Origin of the sequence: Nocardia farcinica (genome assembly GCF_001182745.1) — a bacterium.
Lineage (GTDB): Bacteria > Actinomycetota > Actinomycetes > Mycobacteriales > Mycobacteriaceae > Nocardia > Nocardia farcinica.
Window position 1 is genome coordinate 963,433 of sequence record NZ_LN868939.1, and the last position, 23,179, is coordinate 986,611.

The window sequence follows — 23,179 nt, forward strand, 5'->3', positions numbered from 1 at the left end:
ACGGCCACGCCTATGCCGATGCCCACCATCCATGTCATCGGCGCGTACGCCTGATCCGGGCGCGAGTTTCGTCGAGCGACTTCGTGTATCGGGCGTCGCGTTGGAGCTCGTACTGTCGGAGCACCGCCTCCCACAGCCCGCGATCCATCGAACCGAAGCACTCGCCCAACGGAATGCCGTCGAGCTCGGTCACTCGACCCGACCGATCAACGATCGCGCGCACTCGCACCGTTCCCTCCTGCACGATCCAGTGCGCCGACTGCTGTCCGTGGTGCGTCGCGTGCTCGGTGTCCTCAGCCATGCCGCCCCGACCCCATTGCCGCGCACGCACGCACTGATTCGATGACCGTCATGCCGGAAGGTCGGAAGGGATTGGTCGGCTCATCCACCCAGACCCGGAAGGCGTCGTCGGCGGCTCGCGGGGCGGGCAACGCGATTTCGGCACCTACACAGGCGAGGGTGACGTTGCAGCGGAAAAGCTCGCAGAACAGCGATACCTCGTCGGGTACGTCGGGGCAGATGAGGAACGTCCACCGCTTCGACCGCGGATGCGAAATAACGCCGCCCGCAGAGTGATTTCTGCCCGTTAGATGTATCCGGACCTGAGAACCGAGCACAGCGGGCATGGTTATTGCGCCGACCGAACCCGCGCGGAAGACGATTTGCCCGCTGTCGGGGCGTACAACTGCCGGTAGCGCACAGACGCGACGGTAGAACTGGCATCTGCTGGTCGAGGTGTCACCGAGAACGGATGTCATCACGTCTCCTCCGGGTCGATGGGAGTGCTCCGGCAATCCAGCGGAACGAAGTCCACGCCGACCGCAGGGCCCGTCATCAGGAAATCCCGAAAAGACCGGCGCAGGAAGGGATGTGCGGACTACCGTGGTCCCGTTCGCGGTCCATTCCGGTCCATTCCCGGTATCCAGATGCGGCGACAGGGGGCAAGAGTTTGGGTATGCAGGTCAGATGGACCGGTGCGGAGGCGACCGAGCTGCGGTTGGCGCTCGGGATGACACAGCAACGCTTCTCGGAGAAGTCCGGCATCGCACTGTCCACGGTCAAGAAGTGGGCAGCGCTCCGTGAGCGGATCATTCTCAGCGAGAAGTGTGCCGAGACCGTCGCCACGATGCTGGAACGAGCCACGCCTCAGCAGCGGGCGCGGTTCGCCCAGTCGATGGCCGTTGTTCTGCCGCCGGTGGGCGGGGCGGATACCGTGGGAACCCAGTGGTCTCCGGACATGTGGACGGCCGAGGCCACGACGGTCGCCGACGACCTGACTCGGGAGGACCTGATGCTCGATCGCCGCCAGCTCAGCCGAGCGTTGCTCGGTGTCGTGGTGGGATCACCGCTGCTGGAGCCGCTCGAGCGGTGGCTCGCACAGCCGAACTCGCCGCTGGTGTCGAGCCGAGCACGGCCCAGTGTCGGACTGAAGGAGATCGAGGAACTCGAGAACGCGGCACGCGTGTTTCGCGCGTGGGACGACCGCCACGGCGGGGGACTGCGACGCAAGGCTGTCGTCGGGCAATTGGTCGAGGTGAAGGAATTGCTCGGCGAGTCGCACCCGCCCGCGATTCGACTTCGGCTCGCGGGGACGATGGCGCAGCTCGCGGAGACCGCGGCGATGATGTCCTGGGACTCCGGAGATCAGAACCTGGCGCAGCGCTACTACGCCCTCGCGGCGCGCGCAGCACGGGAGGCCGACGATCCGGCGTTTTGCGCGGTGGTGCTGGCCGGAATGGCTCGGCAACTGCTCTCGCTGCACCGAGCCGGAGACGCACTCGAGTTGATTCGGATCGCACAGGACCACAGTGACGGTCGCGTGACTGCAGCGACGCAAGCCATGCTGTACACGCGGGAAGCGTGGGCGTACGCGATGCTCGAGCGCCCGACCGCGTTCCGCCGGACTTGCGACAAAGCGAAGTCGGTGTTGGCAGACGCGGACCGTGCCGCGGACCCGTACTGGATCGAGTACTTCGATGACGCGGAACTATCCGGAACGGTCGGTGGGCGCCTGCTGCAGATGGCTCGCCGCGATCCCGGTCTTGCCGGGGAGGCTGCCGACGAGATCAGCCGGGCAATCGACCTGCGCCGTCCAGACCGTCGGCGCGCTGCCGCACTGGATCAGCTGAACATGGTCGAGGCGAGGCTGATCGAGGGTGAGCTCGAGGAGGCGTGCCGCGTCGGCCAAGCCGCAATCGCAGTCGCCGAGCACACTGCATCTGATCGGGTCGCGAAGAAGCTTGCCAGGGTGTACAACCGGACGGGGCGTTTCGCGAATGTGCGCGTGGTGGCTGACCTGCGGGAGCGGATGCGGCCTCTGGTGGCGACGGTGTGAGGAGGGGGTCGGGCATGGTGCGGATCGGCGTCAGCGGGCACTTGAACATCACCGAGCCCACTGCGGTGAAGGTCTACGACGCGGTGCGGGCGTTGCTCGCCCAGCACGATCCGAACGAGGTGGTCGGGGTGTCGTGCCTGGCTCGCGGTGCCGACAGTGTGTTCGCGCGGGCGGTGCTCGACGTGGGCGGGCGACTCGAGGTGGTGTTGCCCTCGCGCAACTACCGGGCAGTCAAGGTGAAGCCGGATCACGCGGCGGAGTTCGACGCGTTGGTGGAGCGGGCCGCGCGGGTGCGGGTGATGGATTTCGACGACGCCGGGCGCGACGCCTACGAAGCCGCGAACGAGGCGGTGCTGGGGAGTGTGGACCGTCTGGTGGCCGTGTGGGACGGTGCCGCCGGGCAGTCCGGTGGCACCGCCTCGGTGGTCGAGTCGGCGCGGGCGCGCGGCCTGCCGGTGGATGTGATCTGGCCGGCGGGCGCCGCTCGCGCCGCAGGCAAGAAGCAATAGCCCCTTACCGCCCGTCGAACTCCGGGAACCACTCCACCGGCGTCGTCTCCCGGACGAACACCAGCGCGTCGAACGCCTCGGCCGGCGACGGGACCGCGATGTGTGCCTTCTCGTCCTCGGCCGGGTCGTAGACGCCGCTGATCACCCGCAGTTTCGCCGGACTCCGCAACCAGGCCCGCACCGGCTCGGGCGCCGAAGCACTCAGGTCGAGAGCGAACGCGGGCAGGTCGACCGTCCCCAGAACGGCGTCCATCAGGTCGGGGCGCGGGGCAGGCACGTGCGCGACGCCGAGGTCGCCGTGGTGGAACCCGATCGCCACGGACGCGTACTCCGCGCCGTGCCGGGCCCGCAGGTGGCTGCCCGCGCCCGCGAAGGCGGACGCGCCGACGCCGAGGGCGACGCCGCTGGTGTGGGCGATGCCGTCCCAGTAGGCGATCTTCGCGCCGGTGCGCTGCTGCCAGTCGTCGATGCGGTCGGCGGCGTCCCGCTCGTCGGCGGCGAATCCGGTCGCCGCGACGCTGGTGCGGTGGAACCGCAGGATGAGGCGCATCGCGGCACGGGCGGTGTCGGTGCCGGGCGCGGTGGGCAGGCTTTCGACGATGGCCAGCGCGTCGGCGGCGTGCTCGGCGAACGGGCGGCCCGGGTGGATGCCCTGGTGTCGTTGGACGTGCTCGTCGATCCGGTGGGCGGTGCGGATCGGGGCGAGATGGGCTTCGACCTGCGGTGCCCGATCGGGCGCCACGCGGCGCACGTGGTCGAGGACGACGTCGTAGTCGGCGGGTTCGGCGGCGGGCGGCTCGACGCCGAAGACCGCGACCTGGTCGTCGGGATGCCGCTGGTTGAACGCGCGGATCCACGCCAACGTCGCCGCCATCTGGGCGGTCCGCCACGGCCGCCACGCCCCGGCGAGCACGCCGCGCGGATCGCCCGCACCGGTGCGCACGTACCGGTCCAGGCGTTCGCCGGACCGCGCGCCGTCCTGCACGGCCAGCGCCCGGAATCGGTGCTCGGTGACCAGGGCCCGGAAGATGCGGTCCCTGATGCCGAATGTCTCGCGCGAGAATCGGGTGGATTCGCCCAGCCCCACGATGCGCGCCCGCCCGAGTCGCTCGACCAGCGCGGACAGGCCGGCGTCGGATTCCGTGACCGGTACGGCGGTGGCCCGCAGCCACTCGCGGACTGCGGGCTCGGCGACAACGGTGTTCATGGTTCCTCCCAGCGATCGAACGGTTCGCGCCCAGCCTCGAACATCAACTTTTGTTGAGGTCAAGACCTCGTCGCCGGGAGGACGGCGATCACAGCGTGGTGCGCATCAGCACGACGTTGTACTGGCTGTGCACGGTGGTGAGGAAGTACAGGTCACGGCCGGTCTGGTACGGGAAGATCGACGGCGCGTAGGCGGTCGGCAGCTCGCGGGTGTCGATGAGCACCTCCGGCGCGCTCCACGGCCCCTCCGGTGACGACGCACGGCGCATGACCACCGAATTGAACGGGTCGGTGGTGAGCGAGATGTACTGGCCCAGATAGTCGTTGTACATCACCGAGAGTTCGCCGACGCCGTGCATGATCGGTGCGGCGGCGTTGACGTCGTTCTTGCGCCAGCCGTTGCCGTCCCAGTACTCGTACTCGCCGAGATTCTCGATGTGCTCCTCGCGCACGCGCGCCACGAACGCGGCGTTGTTGCGGCCGGAACGGGTGCCGTATTCGTAGATGTAGCCGCCGCTCTTCAGGAAGGCGTTCATCTGGAAATTGGCGTTGCCGCCCTCGTTCGGCCTGCGGGTGTGCCCGAGATCGGCCCAGGTCTCGCCGTTGTCGGCGGAGGCGGCCAGGCCGGAGAAGTTGGTGGTCCACTGGCCGACGGTGTCCCAGCTCTTCACCGACATCAGGCTCATGTACTGCACGCCGTTGACCGAGATGCCCGCGGTGGGAATGCGGCTGATCTCCACGAACGGGATCTTCGGGCTCGGAATGAGATCCCGCGCCTGCCCGAACACGTCGCGCACCACGCTGTCGAAATAGATGCCGTTGGCGGGGTTCTTGGTGTGGCTGCGCACCAGGATGTTGCTGCGCCACGCCCAGGTGCTGCCCGCCAGCAGATTCGGGAAGCCGACGCCCGCCGTGTCGCCGAAGGCCGTCAGCATCTCACCGTGCCCGTTGTCCCACATGATGCCCAGATCGGTGCCGAGCACGTTGTAGGCGTGGGTGTTGTTGGGGCTGGCCATGCCGGTCACCTGGAACACCGCCTTGGTGCGGCCGAGTAGGTTCGGTAGGCCGTTGGTGCCGTTGAGCACCGGGATCGGGTTGATCGCGTTTGGGTTTGCCGCGGCGGGGGTAGTCGCCGTGAGAAGCAAGGCCGTGGCACCCGCCAGTGACGACAGCAGGATCGAGGCGGTCTTCTTCAAGGTCAGTGGGCCCTCCGGTTCTCGCCGAATGGGCACGCGACACACAGCCCCCTCATGTGTCCCGAACCACAATCCGACTGGCTGGCAAATCGTCGGAAATGCTAGCAGTGAATCCCGCGAAATTGGGGTCTTGCGCTGTTCTTCTGGGAAAAGGGTCCCTATGCAGGGCATGCGCTGATGAAACCGCACAAGCCCGCGCCGCTCGCGATGCCTCTGACTACCGCTGGATATCTCAGCATCCGCTCGGCTAAGGCCGGTCGTGCCCTGCGATTGTGCTACGGGATGGCCTCTGCTGTAATCGGAATCGAAGTAACCGTCAAAGATGACGGTATTTCGCGAGCGGAGGAACAATGCTGCCAGCCGGAATGGACCCGCGGACGCCGGTGCTCGTCGGCGTCGGTCAGGTCGTGCACCGAAGCGGTGAACCGGGCCTGCCCGGCCCGGTGGAACTGGCCGCCGAAGCGCTGCGCCGCGCGGGCGCCGACAGCGGCGCGGGCGATCGGCTGGTGCGCGCGGCCGACGTGGTCGCCGCCGTCGCGTCGGTGAGCAAGCCCTACCCGGACCTGGCGGCGATGGTCGCCGGCGAACTCGGCGCGACGCCGAAACGCACGGCGCAGACCGCGCGTTTCGGCGGCGACGGCCCACAGCGGCTGGTCAACTGGGCCGCGCAGGCGATCGCCGACGGCCGCGCCGAGGTCGTGCTGATCGCGGGCGCGGAATCGGTAGCCGCCGCGAACGCCGCGAAACGCGCCGGGACCGTGCCGGACTGGCCGGACCAGCCCGCCGACGCCGCGCCGGACGACGTGCTCGGCTCGGACAAGGGCCCGAACTCCGAGATGGAAACCGGGGCGGGACTGTGGGGGCCGATCTACTTTTACGCCCTGATGGAGAACGCCCTGCGTGGACGCCTCGGCCTGAGCGAGCCCGCCTACCTCGAGCGCATCGGCGGGCTGTGGTCACGATTCTCCGAGATCGCCGCCACCAACCCCTACGCCTGGCTGCCCGAACGGCACAGCGTGCGCGGCCTGATCACGGCCACCCCGGACAACCGCATGGTGACCAGCCCCTATCGAAAGCTGTTGGTCGCCAATCTGTCCGTCGACCAGGGCGCCGGGCTGATCCTGTGCAGTGCGGCGGCCGCCGATGCCGCGGGCGTGCCGCGTGAGCGCTGGGTCTTCCCGCACGGTGGCGCGACCGGCAACGAGGTGTGGTTCGTCAGCGAGCGCGCGGACATGGCCGCCTCGCCCGCCATCGCCGCGGTCGGCGCGCAGGCGTTGTCCGACGCGGGCGTCGGCATCGACGACATTGCCCACATCGACCTGTACTCCTGCTTCCCGATCGCCGTGCAGGTGGGCGCCGAAGCCCTCGGCCTGCCGCTCGACGACCCGAGCCGCCCGCTCTCGCTCACCGGCGGGCTCACCTTCGGGGGCGGCCCGGGCAACAACTACACCACCCACGCCATCGCCGCCCTCGCCGAACGCCTTCGCGCCGAACCGGATTCGTTCGGGCTCGCGACCGCGCTCGGCTGGTACGCCACCAAACACGGCGTCGGCGTGTATTCCACCCGCCCGCCCGCGCGGCTGTTCCGCGCCGTCGAGGTGCCCACCCCCGACGCCCACCGCGCGACCGCGCCCGGCTACACCGGCCCCGCCACCGTCGAGTCCTACACCGTCCCCTACCGCAAGGGTCCGGCCCCCGAACGCGCCGACGAGCCCGAGGCCGTGGTGGTCAGCGCGCTGAACCCGGCCGGGGCTCGCACCCTGGTGCGGGTGAGCGACCCCGGAATCATCGCCGCGTTCACCGAAACCGACCCGCTCGGCGCGAAGATCGATATCGTCGCCGCGGACCGGATCACCCTGTCGGAAAGGACTGCCCGATGAGCGACACCCTGCGGGTCGAGCGCCGCGAGGCGGTCACCGTGCTCACCGTCGACCGTCCACGGGCGCGCAACGCCATCGACCTGGCGACCGCGCAGGCCATCGAGGCGGCCGTCGACGCCTTCGAAGCTGACGCCGACGCGCGTGTTCTCGTGCTCACCGGTTCGGGCGGAACATTCAGTGCTGGAATGGATCTCATCGCCGCGAGCAAGGGTGAGATGCCGATCACGCAACGGCGCGGCCCACTCGGCATCACCGCCGCGCCGCCGTCCAAACCGATGATCTCGGCCGTCGAAGGGTATGCGCTGGCGGGCGGTTTCGAACTCGCGCTGGCCGGGGATCTCATCGTCGCCGCTCGCGACGCCCAGTTCGGGCTGCCCGAGGTCCGGCGCGGCCTGGTCGCCGCCGCCGGTGGCGTGCTGCGGTTGACCCAGCGGCTGCCCCGGCCGATCGCGGCCGAACTGGCGCTCACCGGCGGGCGGATCGGTGCCGAGCGGCTGTATCAGCTCGGGATGGTCAACCGGATCACCGAACCCGGTGAAGCGTTGGCGGCGGCGCTCGGGCTGGCCGCCGAGATCGCTTCCGCCGCACCACTGGCGGTGGCGGCGAGCAAGCGGATCATCGACGAATCGCCGGACTGGTCGTCGGGCGAGGCGTTCGCCAAGCAGGGCGAGGTGGCGTTGCCCGCGCTGGTGTCGAAGGACGCCGCCGAGGGCGCGCTCGCGTTCGCCGAGAAGCGCGAACCCCGCTGGCAGGGACGCTGATCCGGTGCCCGAGACGCAGGCGCGGCGCCGGGCGCGCACCCGCGCGCGGCTGCTGGACGCGGCCGTGGCGAGCCTGGTCGAGGTCGGCTACGCGGGCACCACCACCCTCGAGGTGCAGAACCGCGCCGGCGTGCCGCGCGGCACCCTGCAACACCACTTCCCGACCAAGCCCGCCCTGCTCGCGGGCGTGGTGGAGCATCTGGCCGAACGCCGATTCGAGCAGCTGAGTACCGAATTCGCGCAGATACCGCCCGGCTGCGACCGTCTCGCGGCGGCGGTGGAACTGACCATGGGCATGCTCTCGGGGCCGTCGTTCCTCGCCACCCTGGAATGCTGGGTCGGCGCGCGCACCGACCCGGACCTGCGTGCCGCGTTCCTGCCCCTGGAACAGCGCCTGCTCGAGCAGATGCACATCCGCGTGCGCGACCTGTTCCGCGCCGAATTCCCCGACGATCCCCGCGTCCCCACGATCACCGAGTTCACCATCGAGATCATGACCGGCCTGACGATGCGCGCCCTGCTCACCGGTCACGTCGAGCAGAACCGCCTGCTGCGCGACCGCTGGGTGAACGCCGTGCGCATCCTGCTCGGCGGAGCACCCGCCGACACGCTGCTGGATGCGGGCGGTCAGCTCGGGCTGGGGTCGAACTGTTCGAGCAGGACTCGGGCGCAGGCGTCCGGGTCGTCGTAGAACGGGGTGTGGCCGCTGCCGAAGAGGGTCCGATGGCGGGCGGTGGGCAGCGCGAGGCGGGCGCGGCGGCTCTGGGTGGCGTAGGTGAGCAACACGTCGCGGTTGCCCCAGGCGATGGTGACGGGAATGTCTGCCAGGGCGCCGATCTCGCCGAATGCCACGTCGGTGAACGAGGCAAGTGCCTCGCGGAAGCCGGGGGCGTCGGCCGCGCCCTGCGCGGTGTCCATCGCGGTCTGCCGATCCAGCGCCCACGGTCGGCCGAAGACCAGGTACAGGAAGGCGGTGCGTCCGGCGGCGGTGCCGAGCAGTCGCGGCATCACCGGTTTCAGCACGCGCGCGAGGACCACCGAGTTCCCGAGCGTCTGCTGGCACCAGATGCGGCCGGGGGTGTCCCAGAACCCGATGGGGGAGTAGGCGGTGACCGATCGGGCCAGCCCGCGCGCGCCGAGCCGTAGCGTGATGTACCCGCCCATCGAATTGCCGGCCAGGTGCGGTCGCTCGATGCCCTCGGCCGCCAGGAACTCGGCGAGCGCGTCGGTGAGGGTGTCCACGGTGGTACGCGGCAGGGGCGCGGAGGCGCCGAAGCCGGGCAGATCCACCGCGATCACCTCGAACCGCTCGGCCAGCAGCGGGATGATCGGCTCCCAGACCTGCCACCGGCTGCCGATCCCGTGCACCAGCACCAGTGGTTCGCCGCTGCCCGTCCAAAAGTGGTTCACGCTCGTCATATCCGTCCCCAGACTCGTTGTTGGCGCTGTGCCAACGCTAGCAGCCGGGTGCTCGGCGGAGGGCTCGTCTCGGTGGGCCGATCACGAGTACGATAAAAGGTATGGCAACGCGTAAGGTCACCCTCTCGTTGGACGAGGCCGCCTGGTCGTTCGCCGAACAGGCGGCGGCACGGGCGGGCATGTCCCCCTCGGCGTGGATCTCCAAGGCCGCCAGGCGGGAGGCCGTGCGCACCGGCGTCGGCCCGCTGCCCGAGCCCGCCACCATCGCCGCGGCGGCCGCGGCCGACGAAGCGGAACTGGCCGCCGCCGAGGAGGCGATGCGTGCGCAGGGGTGAGCTCTGGAGCTATCACCCGCACGGGTCCACACGGCAGCGCACCGTCGTGCTCATCAGCAGCGACGGCATCAACGAATCCGCCCGGCAATGGTTGATCGCGGCCGAGGTCCTCGACGACGACCCGCAGGACATCCTCGCCGTCGCGGTACCCGATCGTGGCTGGGTGCACGCGGGCAACATCGGCCGGATCTATCGGGGCTGGCTGGCCGAGCGCATCGACGACATGGACGCCGAGGTGCTGGAACGCCTCGACACCGCCCTCCGCGCGGCGATGGACCTCTGACCACCGGCGGTCACATCGCCACCTCGAGCTCCACCGCCGCCGTCGACCCGTCGGCGAGCCCTTCGGCGGTCCGCACCGCCTTCTTCACCGGCAGCACATAGGTTCCCCGGCCCTTGTCCGGGAACAGCGAGGTGGACCACCGGCTGCCCCCGATGCGCACGCGCACCTTCACCGCGCCGAACCCGGTGGTCCGATGGCCGTACTTCTCCTCGATCTCATCGGCCACCTCCTCCGGCACGCTCAGGAAATGCCACGCCCCCGCCCCCTCGTGCTCCCACACCCGCGCCGTGAACGAATACACCCCGCGACGGTAACCGCTCCCACCGACAGGAGTCAGCGGGCCAGGGGATGCCGCCACCGGCAGTTCGGCGCCCGTCGACGCACGGGCCGCTTCGGCAATCACTTTCGACTTTCCCTGCCCACTCGTGTGCGGGTATCGCCGCCGACCGCCTGGATGCCGTCCGCCAGGTGCTCGACCGGGTGGGGGACACATGGAGCCTGCTGGAGCTCGCCGGACTCGTGGACGGCCCGTTGCGCTACAGCGACCTGCGGGCCGCCGCCCACCACGACGACATCGTCGGGAACCGCACCGGCGCCGCGGGGAACGGGACGCCGACGTAGCAGGTATCTCGTCCCCCGTACGACCTGGCCCGTGCCGCTTCGCCCGTGTCACCCGGCCGGTATGCCCTCGCCCGTACGACACCGCCCGTATTCGGATCGCGGTGCGCGGAACCGGTGAACCCGCCGCCGTTGCCGGTCATCGTTGGCGGATGACATCCATCGAAGCGACTACCACGTCCGATGCCGAGTTGGACGAGATCTTCCAGCCGATCTTCCGGCGCATCGCCGAGGGGGCGGTGGCGCGCGAGGTCGATCGGCGGCTGGCGTACGAGGAGGTCGACCTGCTCCGGCAGGCCCGGTTCGGGGCGCTGCGGGTGCCGGTCGAGTCCGGCGGCTACGGCGCGAGCGTGCGGCAGCTGTTCCGGCTGCTGATCGACCTCGCGGCGGCGGAATCGAATCTGCCGCAGGCGCTGCGGGTGCACTTCTCCTTCGTGGAGGACCAACTGCTGGCCGAGCCGGGCCCGCAGCGCGAGCGTTGGTTGCGCGCGGTCGCCGACGGCACGCTGGTCGGCAACGCCATCACCGAGCCGGGCGTGGGCGCGGTGGACCGCTACCGCACGACGCTGACCCGCGCCGGCGACCGCTGGCTGCTCAACGGCACCAAGTACTACAGCACCGGCTCGCTCTACGCCGACCACATCCTGGTCGCCGCCGACCGTGACGGCGAACGGGTGAGCGTGCTGGTGGACGCCGACGCCGACGGGGTACGCCAGCACGACGACTGGGACGGTTTCGGCCAGCGCCTCACCGCGAGCGGCACCACCGAGTTCACCGACGTCGTGGTGCCGGAGGATCGCGTGCTCGGCCCCGGCTACGGCGCTCCCGGACCCACCTACGCCACCGGCTACCTGCAGCTCGTGCAGCTGGCCGTGCTGGCGGGCATCGCCATCAGGGCCGAGGCCGACGCCCGGGACTGGGTCGCCCGCCGCACCCGCGGCTACACCCACTCCGCCGCCGACCTGCCCCGCCACGACCCGCTCGTGCAGCAGGTGATCGGCAGACTGTCCGCCGCCGCGTTCACCGCCCGCGCCACGGTGCTGGCCGTCGCGGACCGCCTCGACACGGTGCTGGCCGCGGGCGCGCGCGACGAGGACGACCTGGTGTCGGTCGAATTAGCCGCGGCACAAGCACAATTGGGGGTGATCGACGTGGTGCTGCCCGCCACCGGCCTGCTGTTCGAGGTCGGCGGCGCCTCCATCGTCGCCGAGGAACTGCGGCTGGACCGGCACTGGCGCAACGCGCGCACCATCTCCGTGCACAACCCGGCGATCCAGAAGGCGCGTGCCATCGGCGACCACCTGCTCAACGGCGCCGACCTGCCCTTCGCGTGGAGCGCGGGCGAACGCAAGCCCGCCTGATCGGAGGGCGCCGCCTGGTCAGCGAGCGGCGCCTGGTCAGCGAGCGCCTCCTGGTCAGCGAGCGCCGTCTGATCAGCGAGCGTTGCCTGGTCAGAGAGCGTCGAGGAACACCCCTGCGACAGCCTCCAGCCCGTCCCGGTCGACGGTGTCGAACCGGCCGGGCCGGGGGCTGTCCAGGTCGAGCACGCCGATGACGGTGTCGTCGCGCACCAGCGGCACGACAATCTCCGAGCGCGAGTCCGCATCGCAGGCGATGTGGCCGGGAAAGGCGTGCACATCCGACACGAGCTGGGTGGTGCGCGTCGCCGCCGCCGTACCGCACACGCCCTTGCCGAACGCGATCCGCACACACGCGGGCTTGCCCTGGAACGGCCCCACCACCAGCTCGTCACCCGCGGCGAAATAGAAACCAGCCCAATTCACTTCGGGCAGACTGTGATAGATCAGCGCCGACAGGTTCGCGGCATTCGCTACCCGGTCGGGTTCCCCCTCGATCAGGGCCGCTGCCTGCGCGACGAGCCTGCGATAATCCTCGACCCGGTCTCCGGTCGGTTCCGCCACGGTGAACGACATGCCCGGATGGTAGGGGCCCGGCGCCGTGTCCCGCGACCATAGGTTCTCGTTGATCGCAATACTCCGATCGCGGCGGCGCGCATCGCACCATCCCTGCATGACATCCACGAATCCCGTTTCCCGTTCCACCCGTAAGGCGGCGGTGATCGGTGCCGGCCAGACCGGCGTCACCGCGGCGCTGGGCCTCCTCGACGCAGGATTCGAGGTGACCCTCTACAGTGAGCGCGATCAGCGCGCGCTGCGCGACGACGTGCCCGCCACCGGCACGGCGCTCGAATTCGGTGAGACCCAGCAGGCCGAGGCCGCGCTCGGCCTCGACACCTACACCGCCCGCGCGCCCCGGCACACCGGATTGAGCGTCCGCATCGCCGGGCCTGGGCCCGAGCGGCCCGAACTCATCCAGTTCGACGGGCATTTCGACGGTTACGTCGGCGTCGCGGTGGACACCCGGCTCAAGGCCGACGAGCGGCTGACGGCCTTCCAGGAGCGCGGCGGCCGCTTCGTCGTCGAACAGGTGACGCTCGAGACCATCGACAAGATCGCGGCCGACGCCGATCTCACCCTGGTGGCCACCGGCCGCGGCGGGCTGTCGGAACTGTTCCCGATCGACGAGTCCCGCACCGTCTACGACGCACCGCAGCGCTCACTGCTCACGGTCACCGTGACCGGTCTCGGCCACGACGAGCACGTCTTCGCCCACCGCAGCAAGGCGGGTGGCGCGCACAGCGGCTTCTCGATCCTGGCCGACCAGGGCGAGGGCTGGTGGGGCCCCTACCTGCACAAGGACGCGGGCCCGAGCTGGGCGTTCCTGGGCTGGGCGCGGCCGGGTAGCGAGTGGGAGCAGCGGTTCGCGACGGCCGATTCGGCGGAGTCGGCCCTCGGGGTGGTGCGCGAGCTCTACCGCGACTACATCGACTGGGATCTGCCCGAGGTGCTGGCCGCCCGCACCATCGCGGAGGACCCGCATTCGTGGTTGAAGGGCGCGGTCCGCCCGGTGGTGCGGGTCGGTGTTGGTCGCACCGCGCAGGGGCACGCGGTCGCCGCCCTTGGCGACACCGCGGTGGCCTACGACCCGATCGCCGGGCAGGGCGCGCAGAGCGGGCTCATCCAGGCGCAGCGGCTGGTCGCGGCGGCGGCCGTGCACGACGGCCCGTTCGACGAGCAGTGGCTGCGTGACCGCTACACCGAGTTCCTGGCCGCTCGCAGCGACGCCGCGAGCAAGGTGACCAGGCTGTTCCTCAGCGACCCCGAGTTCGGCGAGATCGGCAACAAGTTCTTCGCCGCCGCGGCCGTCGAGCCGCGCTTCGCCTCGGCGCTGGTGGGTCTGCTGCACCGTCCGCAACCGTTCCTCGGGATCGATTCCGCCGAGGCCGCCGACGCCTACATCACCCAGGTGACCGGCGTCGACGCCGGCGAACTGCTGGCCCGATTCGCTCCCGCGGGCCGGTTCACCCGGTCGGCCTTCGCGGACGCGCTCGCCACGAGCTGAGCCCGACGGGCGCCCGCCGCGCGGCGGGCGCCCGATCGGATCGCACCGATTCAAACCCTCCCTTCTCCTCGCCGTCGCGTGTTGCATGACCGACGACGAGTTGTCACCCGAACCAACGGAGCGACCATGACCACCGAGCGGATCGCCGATCAGCTGAAATTCGCCTACTGGGTGCCCAATGTCAGCGGCGGCCTGGTGACCAGCGATATCGAGCAGCGCACCAGCTGGGATTTCGAATACAACAAGAAGCTGGCCCGCACCGCCGAGAACAACGGATTCGACTACGCGCTCTCCCAGGTCCGCTACACCGCCTCCTACGGCGCGGAATACCAGCACGAGTCGACCTCGTTCAGCCTCGCCCTGCTGGGGGCCACCGAGCGGTTGAAGGTCATCGCGGCCGTGCATCCCGGGCTGTGGCATCCGGCGGTGCTGGCGAAGTTCGGGGCGACCGCCGACCATCTGTCCAACGGCCGCTTCGCCATCAACGTCGTTTCCGGCTGGTTCGCGGGCGAATTCACCGCACTCGGCGAGCCGTGGCTCGAACACGACGAACGGTACCGGCGCAGCGCCGAATTCCTCGAGGTGATCCGCAAGATCTGGACCGAGGACAACGTGAACTACGGCGGCGACTTCTACCGCATCCGCGATTTCACCCTCAAGCCCAAGCCGCTGAACACCCCCGAGCGCCCCAATCCCGAACTGTTCCAAGGCGGCAACTCCACCGCCGCCCGCCGCAACGGCGGCCGCTACGCCGACTGGTACTTCTCCAACGGCAAGGATTTCGACGGCGTCACCGAACAACTCGACGACCTGCGCGCCGTCGCCCGTGCCCACGACCGCGAGGTGAAATTCGGCCTCAACGGCTTCATCATCGCCCGCGACACCGAGAAGGAAGCCCACGACACCCTGCGCGAGATCATCGAGAAGGCGAACAAGCCCGCCGTGGAGGGTTTCCGGGACGCCGTGCAGCAGGCCGGCCCCGCCACCCGCGACGGCAAGGGCATGTGGGCCGACTCCACCTTCGACGACCTCGTGCAGTACAACGACGGCTTCCGCACCAAGCTCATCGGCACCCCGGAACAGGTCGCCGAACGCATCGTCGCCTACCGCGACCTCGGCGTCGACCTGATCCTCGCCGGATTCCTGCACTTCCAGGAGGAAGTGGAGTACTTCGGCGAAAAGGTCCTCCCGCTGGTGCGCGAACTGGAAGCCGCCCGCGAACCCGCCGCCGCCCGCGCGTGAAAGAAGCTGCGTCGTGACCGTTTCCGTCGTCGTCGGCAATCCCAAACCGGCCTCCCGCACCCTGACCGCCGCGACCAGGCTCGCCGAAGGGCTGGCGCCCGGCGGCGAACCCCGGGTGTTCGACCTCGTCGCACTCGGCCCCAAGCTGCTGACCTGGGGAGACGAGGAGGTCGCGGCGGCGGTGCGGGCGGTCGCCGAATCCGACCTGGTGGTGTTCGCCAGCCCCACCTTCAAAGCGACCTACACCGGGTTGCTGAAACTGTTCCTCGAGCAGTTCGCCGGCGGGACGGGATTGGCCGGTGTGCTCGCGGTCCCGTTGATGCTCGGCGGCAGCCCGGCCCACTCGCTGGCACCGGTGGTACATCTCGAGCCGGTGCTGGTGGAATTGGGCGCGACGACGGCTCTGCCCGGCCTTTACCTGTCCGACAGCACATTCGGCGACGACGGAGTGCTGGAGACGTATGTGGAGCGCTGGCGCCCGGTGGTGACGGCACTGACCGAAGCGAGTGTTCCGCACCCGACCCCATGACGATGCCCAGTGGCTACGAGCTTCGAATTCCGAGGCCGGTGGGCTACTGGGCGGACCCACTCATCCCGAGACCCGAGCACGGCGCCGTTGGGTTCAGGGCGGGTCAGATCGCCGAGATTACCGACGTGATCGGCGTGCTCGTCACTGAAGATGCACGGTAGGGTACGGGCACACCGCCGAAGCCATGGGCGGATCGCGGCTGTGACGAACTTCTGCTTCCCAAGCAGACAGCGCGGGTTCGATTCCCGTTATCGGCTCCCTGGAGTCGGTTGTTTGTTGCTGCGTCCGAGTCAGCGATCGATCCTGATGCGCAGGCCGACATCCGTACCCGATTCGCTATCGGCCTGAATCTGTGCAGATCAGATCGACCGCTGCGCCCATCGCGTAGCGATCGGCCAGCATCCGCAGCACCTGGGCGACCGACATCGGAGGGTGGTGGAATCGGGCGGCCATCGTTTCGACGGCCAGTAGCGCAGTCTGCGGCGACACGGACACGGTGTCGGCAGCGAACTGCGCCGGTTCGAGGATCTGGATGTGGTGCGGCACGCGATTTCGCGGGAAGTCGCGCACATTGTGGGTGACGACTGCCCCCGCACCCCCCACTACAGCGGCGGCCAGCACATGCTCGTCGTCCGGGTCCGGTAGCCCGAAGGTGCCCTCGTGCGGCTGCCAGTTCTCGACAAGAGCGTCATCGAACGCCGAGGTCATCCTGTCGATCAAGTTCCGCGCGAAGGCGTGCGCGGCTTGCTGTTCGGTGCCGCGACCGACACGCTTGGCCGCTTCGTGCATCTCCAGTTCTTCCAGGATCCGTTCCGACCACAAAGGTCGGTAGAGTCCCTCGACCGCAAGCGACAGCAGGAAGTCGCGCTGCAGGCTAGGCCAAAGGACACAGGTGTCCAACACGACGGCGAACATCCGTTCAGTGTTTCAGCCCTTGGTCTTTCGGCGTTGGGCAACCAGACGACGAACTTCCCTCAACTGCTCGCGAACCTCGTCGGGGTGGGCCTCGGCGTCGATGTTCGTCGCCGTCTCGGCCAGGAACGCGTACTGACGGCTGCGGCGCGAATCGCGGTACGCCAGGACCTCGTCCAAGCGCAACCGGTGCCGGGTCCCCACACGCTCGGCAGGAAGTTCGCCCTTGTCGATCAAACGTTTGACGGTTGGGCGGCTGACGCCGAGTAGGTCCGCCGCCTGTTGGGAGGTCAGCGTCATGCTGTGCGGAGCTACCGTCACCGCCTTTCCGGCAAGCAGAGCGGTAACGACCCCCTTCAGGGCTTGGTGCACATTCTCCGGGAGTTCGATGCGGTCATGCTCGTCGACGCCGACCAGGGCGTAGCTTGGCTGGGCCTGCCCGCCGCCGCGGTCCTCGTGGGCGGTCAAGAAGCTCAAGACCGGCGCCAGGTGTTGTCCGCCTTCGGTGGGAAGGAAGGTCTGTTCCTCCAACGGCTGTGCTGCCATACGTACCTTCCCTAGGCTCAATCGAACGTTTCGAACGATGTTTCGTATCTTTCGAAAAGTGTGACACGTGCCGCGGGTCGATGTCGAGCTCTCGGTAGGTCGACGTGGGGGGGCCGGAAATGGAAAATGCCTGCTCGGGGGCAGGCATTTCGGAGGTGGAGCCGATGACGGGAATCGAACCCGCGCTGTCTGCTTGGGAAGCAGAAGTTCTACCATTGAACTACATCGGCGCTGCGTATCGCCGGTATCGACCCCTCGGACCGACACGGCGTCGACGCGTTCGAGACTCTATCAGATCCGGGGCGGGGGTGGGCAAGTGCCCCGCCCGGTCAGAGGTCGTCGTCGGGGACCGTTCGCGGGTCGGTCCGGGTGGGTGACTCGGCATCCGAGACGGGTTCGTCGGGCACCTCGCGCCGGTAGTGGAACACCGTCAGGCAGAACAGGATCCATGCCGCGCTGACGCACCAGGCGCCCAGGACATCGGTGGGCCAGTGCACCCCGAGGTAGACGCGCGAGCACCCGACGGCGACCACGAACAGGGCGGCCGCGGTGCCGGTGGCGATCCGAGCGAGGGTCCCGGTCAGCTTCGGGATCAGTACGACGGCGACGATCCCGATCACGACGAAGGTGCCCACGCTGTGCCCGGACGGATACGCCAGGCTGTTCTCCACCGCCAGCCGATCGACCACCGGAGGGCGCTCCCGGCCGATGATGCGTTTGCCGCCGAACACGATCAGTGCCGCGCCGAGCCCGGCGACCGCGACCAGGGTGGCGTGGGCGCGGTCGCCCGCGCGGTACAGCAGCAGCGTGACGGCCGTGGCCAGGACCGTCATCGGGAGGGTGCCGCCGATCGCGCTCAAGAAGTGGGCGAGCGGGGTGAGGACGGCGTTGCGCTGGGTGACCGCCCAGCCGGAGACCTCCGGATCGATGACGGTCAGGCCGCTGCGGTCGACCACGTTGTGGGTGAGCACACCGAAGGCGACCGCGAACAGCACGGTCAGGCCGGCGAGCGTGGGCACGGTGGTCGGGCGCGGCGGGGAGGTCACCGTTCCACGATGCCGGAATCGCTCAGAACTTGCTGTAACCGCCGTCGATGAGCAGGGAGTCGCCGGTGTGGAAGGCGCTGGCGGGGCCGGCCAGGTACACCGCGACCGACTCGAAGTCCTCCGGGCGGCCCCAGCGACCGACGGGCATGCGCGGCAGCACCCGTTCCCGGAAGCGGTCCCAGGCGAAGATGCCGTCGGTCATCGGGGTCTCCACCCAGCCGGGCAGCACCGAGTTCGCGCGGATGCCGTGCTTGGCCAGCTCGACGGCGATCGAGTTCATCACCGCGATGATGCCCGCCTTGCTGGCGGCATAGGACTGGCCGCGCGGCGCGCCCTGCTTGGCCACGAGGCTCGCGGTGGCGACCAGGCTGCCGCCTTCGCCCTGGGCGACCATCACCTTGGCGGCTTCGCGCAAAGTGGCGAAGGCGGCGTCGAGGTTGACCGAGGTCACCCGGCGGAACTCGGCGAGGTCGGTCTCCAGGAACGGGGTGGTGCCCTGCGGTACGCCCGCGTTGACGAAACAGGAGTCGATGCGGCCGAGCTCGCTCGCGGCCCGGGCGATGGTGTCGACGACCTGCTGTTCCTGGGCGACGTCGCAGGTCAGCGGCAGTACGCGATGGCCGAACGCGCGGAGTTCGGCGGCCGCGGCCTCGTTGCGTTCGGTGTTGCGGCCGACCACGCACACGTCGGCGCCCGCTCGGGCGAGGCCGCGCGCGTAGGCGAGGCCGATGCCGGAGTTGCCGCCGGTGACGACGGAGACGTGGCCGGTGAGGTCGAACGGGGAGGCGTCGGTCATGGTGGTGCTGTCCTTCCGTGGCGAGTCGACGAGAGGGTATATCTCGCGCTGTATCACTGTGCTGTCTTTGCCTGAGCGGGTCAGCGACCGGAGGCGGCAGCGCAGCATCACCACGCAGGCCGCCCCGCTCAGGCTGTGCGGGCGTCGCGCGGATCAGGGCGGACGCTACGCTCGTGGCGTGCTGCTTTCCGATCGCGACATCCGTGCGGAGATCGCCGCTGGGCGTCTCGGGGTCGAGCCGCTGCTGGAGAACCTCATCCAGCCGTCCAGCATCGACGTGCGACTGGACCGGATGTTCCGCGTCTTCGACAACTCGCGCTACACCCACATCGATCCGGCGCAGCGCCAGGACGAACTCACCAGCCTGGTCGAGCCGGGCGAGGGCGAACCCTTCGTCCTGCATCCCGGCGAGTTCGTGCTGGGCTCCACCCTCGAGGTCTGCACACTGCCCGACGACCTGGCCGGGCGCTTGGAAGGCAAGTCCAGCCTGGGCAGGCTCGGGCTGCTCACGCACTCCACGGCCGGGTTCATCGACCCGGGGTTCAGCGGGCACATCACGCTCGAGCTGTCCAACGTGGCGAACCTGCCGATCACGTTGTGGCCGGGGATGAAGATCGGCCAGCTGTGCCTGTTCCGGCTGAGCAGCCCCGCGGAGCACCCCTATGGCAGTGCCGCGGCCGGATCGAAGTACCAGGGCCAGCGCGGGCCGACGCCCTCGCGCTCCTACCTCAACTTCCCGCTGCCCTCCGACGCCGTCGACGCCGTCGAATCCCGCTGACGCCGTCGGGTCTGGCTGATGCCGTCGGGTCTGGCTGACGCGTCGGGTCCTCGTCGACGCTGTCGGCTCTCTGCTGTCGCCGGCGACACCCGTTGTCGCTGTCGAAACCTCGCTGTCGCCCTCGATCCCCGCTGTCGCCCTCGATCCGGCTGACACCGTCGATCCCGCTGTCGCCCTCGAATCCCGGCTGACGCCTCGAATCCCCGCTGACCGCCGAATCGCTCCGGCGCGCCGGTGTTCCCGCCCGTCGACCGGCCGGGCGGGAACGGCGCGCGGTGATCGGTGCCGGGGACCGGCGACGCACGACCGGTCCCCACCACCGCACTCCCGCCGCTTCCCTGTCGTCCGGCGGGAGTGTGTCGCCACGATCCGTCCTCGGCCCTCCGGGAGCACCCGGGCCCGGCGGCCGTCGGGGGATCCGGCGGCGACTTCACCGCACTCCGTCCAGGGTCGCGCGGCACGCCGGGCGCGGGGGAGGGCGCCACGCCCACCTTTCCCTGCCCTTGCGCCGCCCCCGGCCGCCGACTCGCGTCGAGTGTGGCCGAGGACACACTCGAAACCGTACTCTGAGAAGGGAGTTCGGTCGGGGAAGGGATGACATCGTGGTCCGGCAGTGGTCAGGGAGAGAGACCCGGGCCCTTCGCGATGCCAAGCGGATGAGCATCCGGGAGTTCGCGGCACACCTGGGTGTGCACGAACGGCTGGTGTCCAAATGGGAGGCGGGGGGTAGCCGGGTGCATCCGCGTCCGGTCAACCAGGCCGCCCTGGACACGTCCCTGGCCAGGTCCGACGAGGTTGTGCGGGCGCGGTTCGCGGCGTTGGTCGACCAGCCCCTGCTGGATCGCCCATCCGTGGCCGAAGTGCGGACGGGCCCGGCGGCGCCGGTGCCCTCCGGTGTTTCCAGCGACGCGGACCTGCTGGCTCTCATCGACGCCGGTGCGATCAGAGGTGATGCGTTGGCGTCGATTTCGGAGAGGGATCTGATCATGGCGGCTGCCCACGAGGCCAGCGATCACGTCGGCCGGGCCGAGAGCACCAACGTCGGTGCCAGCACCCTGGAGCAGCTCGATGCCGATGTCGTGCGCATCGCCAACGACTACGTGCACATTCCGCCGGTGCCGATGACGGTGGAGATGTTGCGGGTGCGTCGCCGGGTCTACCGCCTGCTCGAAGGCCACCAGCGGCCCGCCGACACCAGCCACCTGTATCTGCTGGCGGGCACGCTCACCGGGTTGCTCGCCAACGCCAGCACCGACCTCGGCTATCTCGACGCCGCCGCCGAGCAGGTCAGGGCGGCCTGGGCGTATGCCGAGCTGTGCGGGCACAACGGGCTGCGCGCATGGACCCGCGGCATGCACGCGCTGATCGAATATCGTTCGCGGCGGCCGCGCCGGGCGCTGCTGCTCGCCCAGAGCGGGCAGGAGTACGCCGAGTCCGCCACCGCGCGGGTGCGGCTGCTCAACATCGAGGCCAGGGTGTGGTCGACGCTGGGCAGCGCGGCCGACACCGACCGCTGCGTGCGCGCCGCCGACGCGGCCCGCGAACACGGCGCCACCGACGACCTGCACGACGAGATCGGCGGGGTGTTCGGCTTCCCCGACGCCAAGGCCCAGTACTACGCGGGCGCCACCTACATCCACCTCGGCCAGGCCGAGCAGGCGCTGGCCGCGACCCGGCGGGCCATCGAGCTGTATGCGAACGGGCCGCTGGAGAAGCGGTCCTACGGCGCCGAGGCGCTGGCCAGGGTCGACAGCGCGACCGCACACCTGATCAACGGCAGTCTCGACGGCGCGGCGGAGGCGCTGGACCCGGTGCTCGCCCTCGACGAGGACAAGCGCATCGCCCAGCTCGAGGAGCGGCTGAGCGGGGTGCGCGGGCGCATCGCCGACCCCCGCTACCGTGATTCGGCGCAGGCCCGCGCCCTCGACGAACGCATCGAGGAGTTCTGTGCCGCGACGGCGGCCAAGGGCATGCCCACGGGCGGCGCCTCGATCGGCGCGTGAGTACCGACACTGCCGTCGACCTCGGCAAATAATCGGCTTGCCGGAGATGGCACCATGGGACACGTGAGTCCTCATCTTCCGCATCGCCCGCCGCGCGTTCTGGAGCAGTCCACGAAGCTCCAGAACGTCGTCTACGAAATTCGTGGACCGGTACACGCGCACGCGGCACGGCTGGAGGCGGAGGGGCATCGCATCCTCAAACTCAACATCGGCAATCCCGCGCCGTTCGGCTTCGAGGCGCCCGATGTGATCATGCGCGACATCATCGCCGCGCTGCCGTATGCGCAGGGCTACTCGGAGTCCAAGGGCATCCTGTCGGCGCGGCGGGCCATCGTCACCCGCTACGAGCTGGTGCCGGGTTTCCCCGAGTTCGACGTCGACGACGTCTACCTCGGTAACGGCGTCTCCGAGCTGATCACGCTCACCATGCAGGCGCTGCTCGACAACGGTGACGAGGTGCTCATCCCCGCGCCGGACTATCCGCTGTGGACCGCGATGACCAGCCTCGCCGGTGGCACGCCCGTGCACTACCTGTGCGACGAGTCCAACGGCTGGCAGCCCGACATCGCCGACATCGAAGCCAAGATCACCGACAAGACCAAGGCCCTGCTGGTGATCAACCCGAACAACCCGACCGGGGCGGTGTACTCGGCGGAGGTGTTGCAGCAGATCGTCGACCTCGCCCGTAAGCATCAGCTGCTGCTGCTGGCCGACGAGATCTACGACAAGATCCTCTACGACGACGCCAAGCACATCTCGCTGGCCACGCTGGCCCCCGACCTGCTGTGCCTGACCTTCAACGGGCTGTCCAAGGCCTACCGGGTGGCGGGCTACCGCTCCGGCTGGATGGTCATCACCGGTCCGAAGGAGCACGCGACGGGGTTCCTGGAGGGCATCGACCTGCTCGCCACCTCCCGGCTGTGCCCGAATGTGCCCGCGCAGCACGCGATTCAGGTCGCGCTCGGCGGCCATCAGAGCATCGAGGACCTGATCCTGCCCGGCGGCCGGTTGCTGGAGCAGCGTGATGTCGCGTGGGAGCGGCTGAACATGATTCCCGGTGTGTCCTGTGTGAAGCCCAAGGGCGCGCTCTACGCCTTCCCGCGGCTGGACCCCGAGGTCTACGAGATCCACGACGACTCGAAGCTGATCCTGGATCTGCTGCTGCAGGAGAAGATCCTGATGGTGCAGGGCACCGGGTTCAACTGGCCCGCCCACGATCACCTGCGCATCGTGACGCTGCCCTGGGCGCGCGATCTGGCGGTGGCGATCGAACGGTTCGGCAACTTCCTGGCCAGCTATCGGCAGTGAGTGAGGTCCGGAATCGCCCCGGTTCCGGACCTGAAACATACCGCGTGTACGAAT

General features: G+C 69.4%; 26 protein-coding genes and 2 tRNA genes. 16 read left to right on the top strand and 12 right to left on the bottom strand.

The window, feature by feature from the left end; translation table 11 throughout:
- Positions 1-34 precede the first annotated feature (34 nt).
- Together AMO33_RS21435 and AMO33_RS30580 are read right to left on the bottom strand one after the other, a co-directional pair.
- Complete coding sequence (locus tag AMO33_RS21435) at positions 35-301, bottom strand: hypothetical protein (RefSeq protein WP_159033823.1); 267 nt, start codon at positions 299-301, stop codon at positions 35-37.
- Entirely contained in the window at positions 294-758 is a 465-nt protein-coding gene (locus AMO33_RS30580) for a DNA-directed RNA polymerase subunit beta (protein WP_076573780.1), read from the bottom strand. Before AMO33_RS30580 ends, AMO33_RS21435 begins: the two co-directional genes overlap by 8 nt.
- Before the next feature lie 197 nt (positions 759-955).
- Here AMO33_RS30580 and AMO33_RS32660 point away from each other — a divergent pair, with 197 nt between their 5' ends.
- Both AMO33_RS32660 and AMO33_RS21445 read left to right on the top strand, forming a co-directional pair.
- The gene (locus tag AMO33_RS32660; protein WP_205317775.1) at positions 956-2,335 is read left to right on the top strand and encodes a helix-turn-helix domain-containing protein; all 1,380 of its coding nucleotides are present in this window, start codon (positions 956-958) and stop codon (positions 2,333-2,335) included.
- Between the two features lie 14 nt (positions 2,336-2,349).
- Positions 2,350-2,844: a hypothetical protein gene (locus AMO33_RS21445; protein WP_082668779.1), complete on the top strand. Its 495-nt coding sequence runs from the start codon at positions 2,350-2,352 to the stop codon at positions 2,842-2,844.
- A 4-nt stretch (positions 2,845-2,848) separates the two neighbouring features.
- Here AMO33_RS21445 and AMO33_RS21450 read toward each other — a convergent pair whose 3' ends face one another.
- Both AMO33_RS21450 and AMO33_RS21455 read right to left on the bottom strand, forming a co-directional pair.
- Positions 2,849-4,051 carry an erythromycin esterase family protein gene (locus AMO33_RS21450; RefSeq protein ID WP_060594028.1) on the bottom strand — a complete coding sequence of 401 codons (1,203 nt, stop codon included), beginning with the start codon at positions 4,049-4,051 and terminating at the stop codon, positions 2,849-2,851.
- An 88-nt stretch (positions 4,052-4,139) separates the two neighbouring features.
- Complete coding sequence (locus tag AMO33_RS21455; protein WP_060594029.1) at positions 4,140-5,246, bottom strand: DUF4185 domain-containing protein; 1,107 nt, start codon at positions 5,244-5,246, stop codon at positions 4,140-4,142.
- Positions 5,247-5,596: 350 nt separating this feature from the next.
- Between AMO33_RS21455 and AMO33_RS21460 the strand changes: the two genes are divergently transcribed.
- Genes AMO33_RS21460 through AMO33_RS21470 form a run of 3 tightly spaced genes read left to right on the top strand, consistent with a single transcriptional unit; the run spans position 5,597 to position 8,578 of the window.
- The gene (locus tag AMO33_RS21460; RefSeq protein ID WP_060594030.1) at positions 5,597-7,126 is read left to right on the top strand and encodes an acetyl-CoA acetyltransferase; all 1,530 of its coding nucleotides are present in this window, start codon (positions 5,597-5,599) and stop codon (positions 7,124-7,126) included.
- Positions 7,123-7,887, top strand: a complete 765-nt coding sequence (locus AMO33_RS21465) for a crotonase/enoyl-CoA hydratase family protein (protein WP_060594031.1) — start codon at positions 7,123-7,125, stop codon at positions 7,885-7,887. The genes AMO33_RS21460 and AMO33_RS21465 overlap by 4 nt, the downstream gene beginning before the upstream one ends.
- Before the next feature lie 4 nt (positions 7,888-7,891).
- The gene (locus AMO33_RS21470) at positions 7,892-8,578 is read left to right on the top strand and encodes a TetR/AcrR family transcriptional regulator (protein WP_060594032.1); all 687 of its coding nucleotides are present in this window, start codon (positions 7,892-7,894) and stop codon (positions 8,576-8,578) included.
- Here AMO33_RS21470 and AMO33_RS21475 read toward each other — a convergent pair.
- Positions 8,515-9,306 carry an alpha/beta fold hydrolase gene (locus tag AMO33_RS21475; protein ID WP_060594033.1) on the bottom strand — a complete coding sequence of 264 codons (792 nt, stop codon included), beginning with the start codon at positions 9,304-9,306 and terminating at the stop codon, positions 8,515-8,517. The two genes, AMO33_RS21470 and AMO33_RS21475, sit on opposite strands and share 64 nt — an antisense overlap.
- Positions 9,307-9,407: 101 nt before the next feature.
- On the opposite strand from AMO33_RS21475, the gene AMO33_RS21480 reads away from it, so the two are divergent.
- A complete protein-coding gene (locus tag AMO33_RS21480) occupies positions 9,408-9,641 on the top strand; it encodes a hypothetical protein (RefSeq protein ID WP_011211975.1) in 234 nt (77 codons plus the stop codon).
- The gene (locus AMO33_RS21485; RefSeq protein ID WP_011211974.1) at positions 9,628-9,924 is read left to right on the top strand and encodes a hypothetical protein; all 297 of its coding nucleotides are present in this window, start codon (positions 9,628-9,630) and stop codon (positions 9,922-9,924) included. Before AMO33_RS21480 ends, AMO33_RS21485 begins: the two co-directional genes overlap by 14 nt.
- 10 nt (positions 9,925-9,934) lie before the next feature.
- On the opposite strand, the gene AMO33_RS21490 is transcribed toward AMO33_RS21485, so the two are convergent.
- Positions 9,935-10,225, bottom strand: a complete 291-nt coding sequence (locus tag AMO33_RS21490) for a DUF1905 domain-containing protein (RefSeq protein ID WP_060594034.1) — start codon at positions 10,223-10,225, stop codon at positions 9,935-9,937.
- A gap of 179 nt (positions 10,226-10,404) precedes the next feature.
- Between AMO33_RS21490 and AMO33_RS30585 the strand changes: the two genes are divergently transcribed.
- On the top strand, positions 10,405-10,545 hold the full coding sequence (locus tag AMO33_RS30585; RefSeq protein WP_220276148.1) for a hypothetical protein: 141 nt from the start codon (positions 10,405-10,407) through the stop codon (positions 10,543-10,545).
- A gap of 149 nt (positions 10,546-10,694) precedes the next feature.
- Positions 10,695-11,903, top strand: a complete 1,209-nt coding sequence (locus tag AMO33_RS21495) for an acyl-CoA dehydrogenase family protein (RefSeq protein ID WP_060594035.1) — start codon at positions 10,695-10,697, stop codon at positions 11,901-11,903.
- Between the two features lie 90 nt (positions 11,904-11,993).
- Here the strand turns inward: AMO33_RS21495 and AMO33_RS21500 are convergent, their stop codons facing one another.
- Positions 11,994-12,476, bottom strand: a complete 483-nt coding sequence (locus AMO33_RS21500) for a GAF domain-containing protein (protein WP_060594036.1) — start codon at positions 12,474-12,476, stop codon at positions 11,994-11,996.
- A gap of 97 nt (positions 12,477-12,573) precedes the next feature.
- Here AMO33_RS21500 and AMO33_RS21505 point away from each other — a divergent pair, with 97 nt between their 5' ends.
- The 4 genes from AMO33_RS21505 to AMO33_RS31680 all read left to right on the top strand — a co-directional run bounded on the left by AMO33_RS21505 (position 12,574) and on the right by AMO33_RS31680 (position 15,993).
- A complete protein-coding gene (locus tag AMO33_RS21505; protein ID WP_060594037.1) occupies positions 12,574-13,965 on the top strand; it encodes a styrene monooxygenase/indole monooxygenase family protein in 1,392 nt (463 codons plus the stop codon).
- A 126-nt stretch (positions 13,966-14,091) separates the two neighbouring features.
- Positions 14,092-15,207: a dimethylsulfone monooxygenase SfnG gene (gene sfnG / locus AMO33_RS21510; RefSeq protein WP_011211967.1), complete on the top strand. Its 1,116-nt coding sequence runs from the start codon at positions 14,092-14,094 to the stop codon at positions 15,205-15,207.
- 13 nt (positions 15,208-15,220) lie between these two features.
- A complete protein-coding gene (locus AMO33_RS21515; RefSeq protein ID WP_060594038.1) occupies positions 15,221-15,736 on the top strand; it encodes an NADPH-dependent FMN reductase in 516 nt (171 codons plus the stop codon).
- Positions 15,737-15,917: 181 nt separating this feature from the next.
- A tRNA-Gly gene (locus AMO33_RS31680) sits at positions 15,918-15,993 on the top strand.
- Between the two features lie 79 nt (positions 15,994-16,072).
- Here the strand turns inward: AMO33_RS31680 and AMO33_RS21520 are convergent.
- From AMO33_RS21520 to AMO33_RS21540, 5 genes are all read right to left on the bottom strand, one after another.
- On the bottom strand, positions 16,073-16,651 hold the full coding sequence (locus AMO33_RS21520; RefSeq protein ID WP_060594039.1) for a PIN domain-containing protein: 579 nt from the start codon (positions 16,649-16,651) through the stop codon (positions 16,073-16,075).
- Between the two features lie 12 nt (positions 16,652-16,663).
- On the bottom strand, positions 16,664-17,194 hold the full coding sequence (locus AMO33_RS21525) for a helix-turn-helix domain-containing protein (RefSeq protein WP_060594040.1): 531 nt from the start codon (positions 17,192-17,194) through the stop codon (positions 16,664-16,666).
- Positions 17,195-17,350: 156 nt separating this feature from the next.
- Positions 17,351-17,424: transfer RNA gene (locus AMO33_RS21530), tRNA-Gly, on the bottom strand.
- A 99-nt stretch (positions 17,425-17,523) separates the two neighbouring features.
- Positions 17,524-18,240, bottom strand: coding sequence for a phosphatase PAP2 family protein (locus AMO33_RS21535; protein ID WP_060594041.1), 717 nt, complete (start codon positions 18,238-18,240; stop codon positions 17,524-17,526).
- A gap of 22 nt (positions 18,241-18,262) precedes the next feature.
- Positions 18,263-19,036: an SDR family NAD(P)-dependent oxidoreductase gene (locus tag AMO33_RS21540; protein ID WP_060594042.1), complete on the bottom strand. Its 774-nt coding sequence runs from the start codon at positions 19,034-19,036 to the stop codon at positions 18,263-18,265.
- Positions 19,037-19,214: 178 nt separating this feature from the next.
- Between AMO33_RS21540 and dcd the strand changes: the two genes are divergently transcribed.
- The 3 genes from dcd (at position 19,215) to AMO33_RS21555 (ending at position 23,125) form a co-directional block, all read left to right on the top strand.
- Positions 19,215-19,814, top strand: coding sequence for a dCTP deaminase (gene dcd, locus AMO33_RS21545; RefSeq protein WP_011211963.1), 600 nt, complete (start codon positions 19,215-19,217; stop codon positions 19,812-19,814).
- A 656-nt stretch (positions 19,815-20,470) separates the two neighbouring features.
- Complete coding sequence (locus tag AMO33_RS21550; RefSeq protein ID WP_076573752.1) at positions 20,471-21,817, top strand: hypothetical protein; 1,347 nt, start codon at positions 20,471-20,473, stop codon at positions 21,815-21,817.
- Positions 21,818-21,871: 54 nt separating this feature from the next.
- The gene (locus AMO33_RS21555) at positions 21,872-23,125 is read left to right on the top strand and encodes a pyridoxal phosphate-dependent aminotransferase (RefSeq protein ID WP_011211961.1); all 1,254 of its coding nucleotides are present in this window, start codon (positions 21,872-21,874) and stop codon (positions 23,123-23,125) included.
- Positions 23,126-23,179 lie beyond the last annotated feature (54 nt).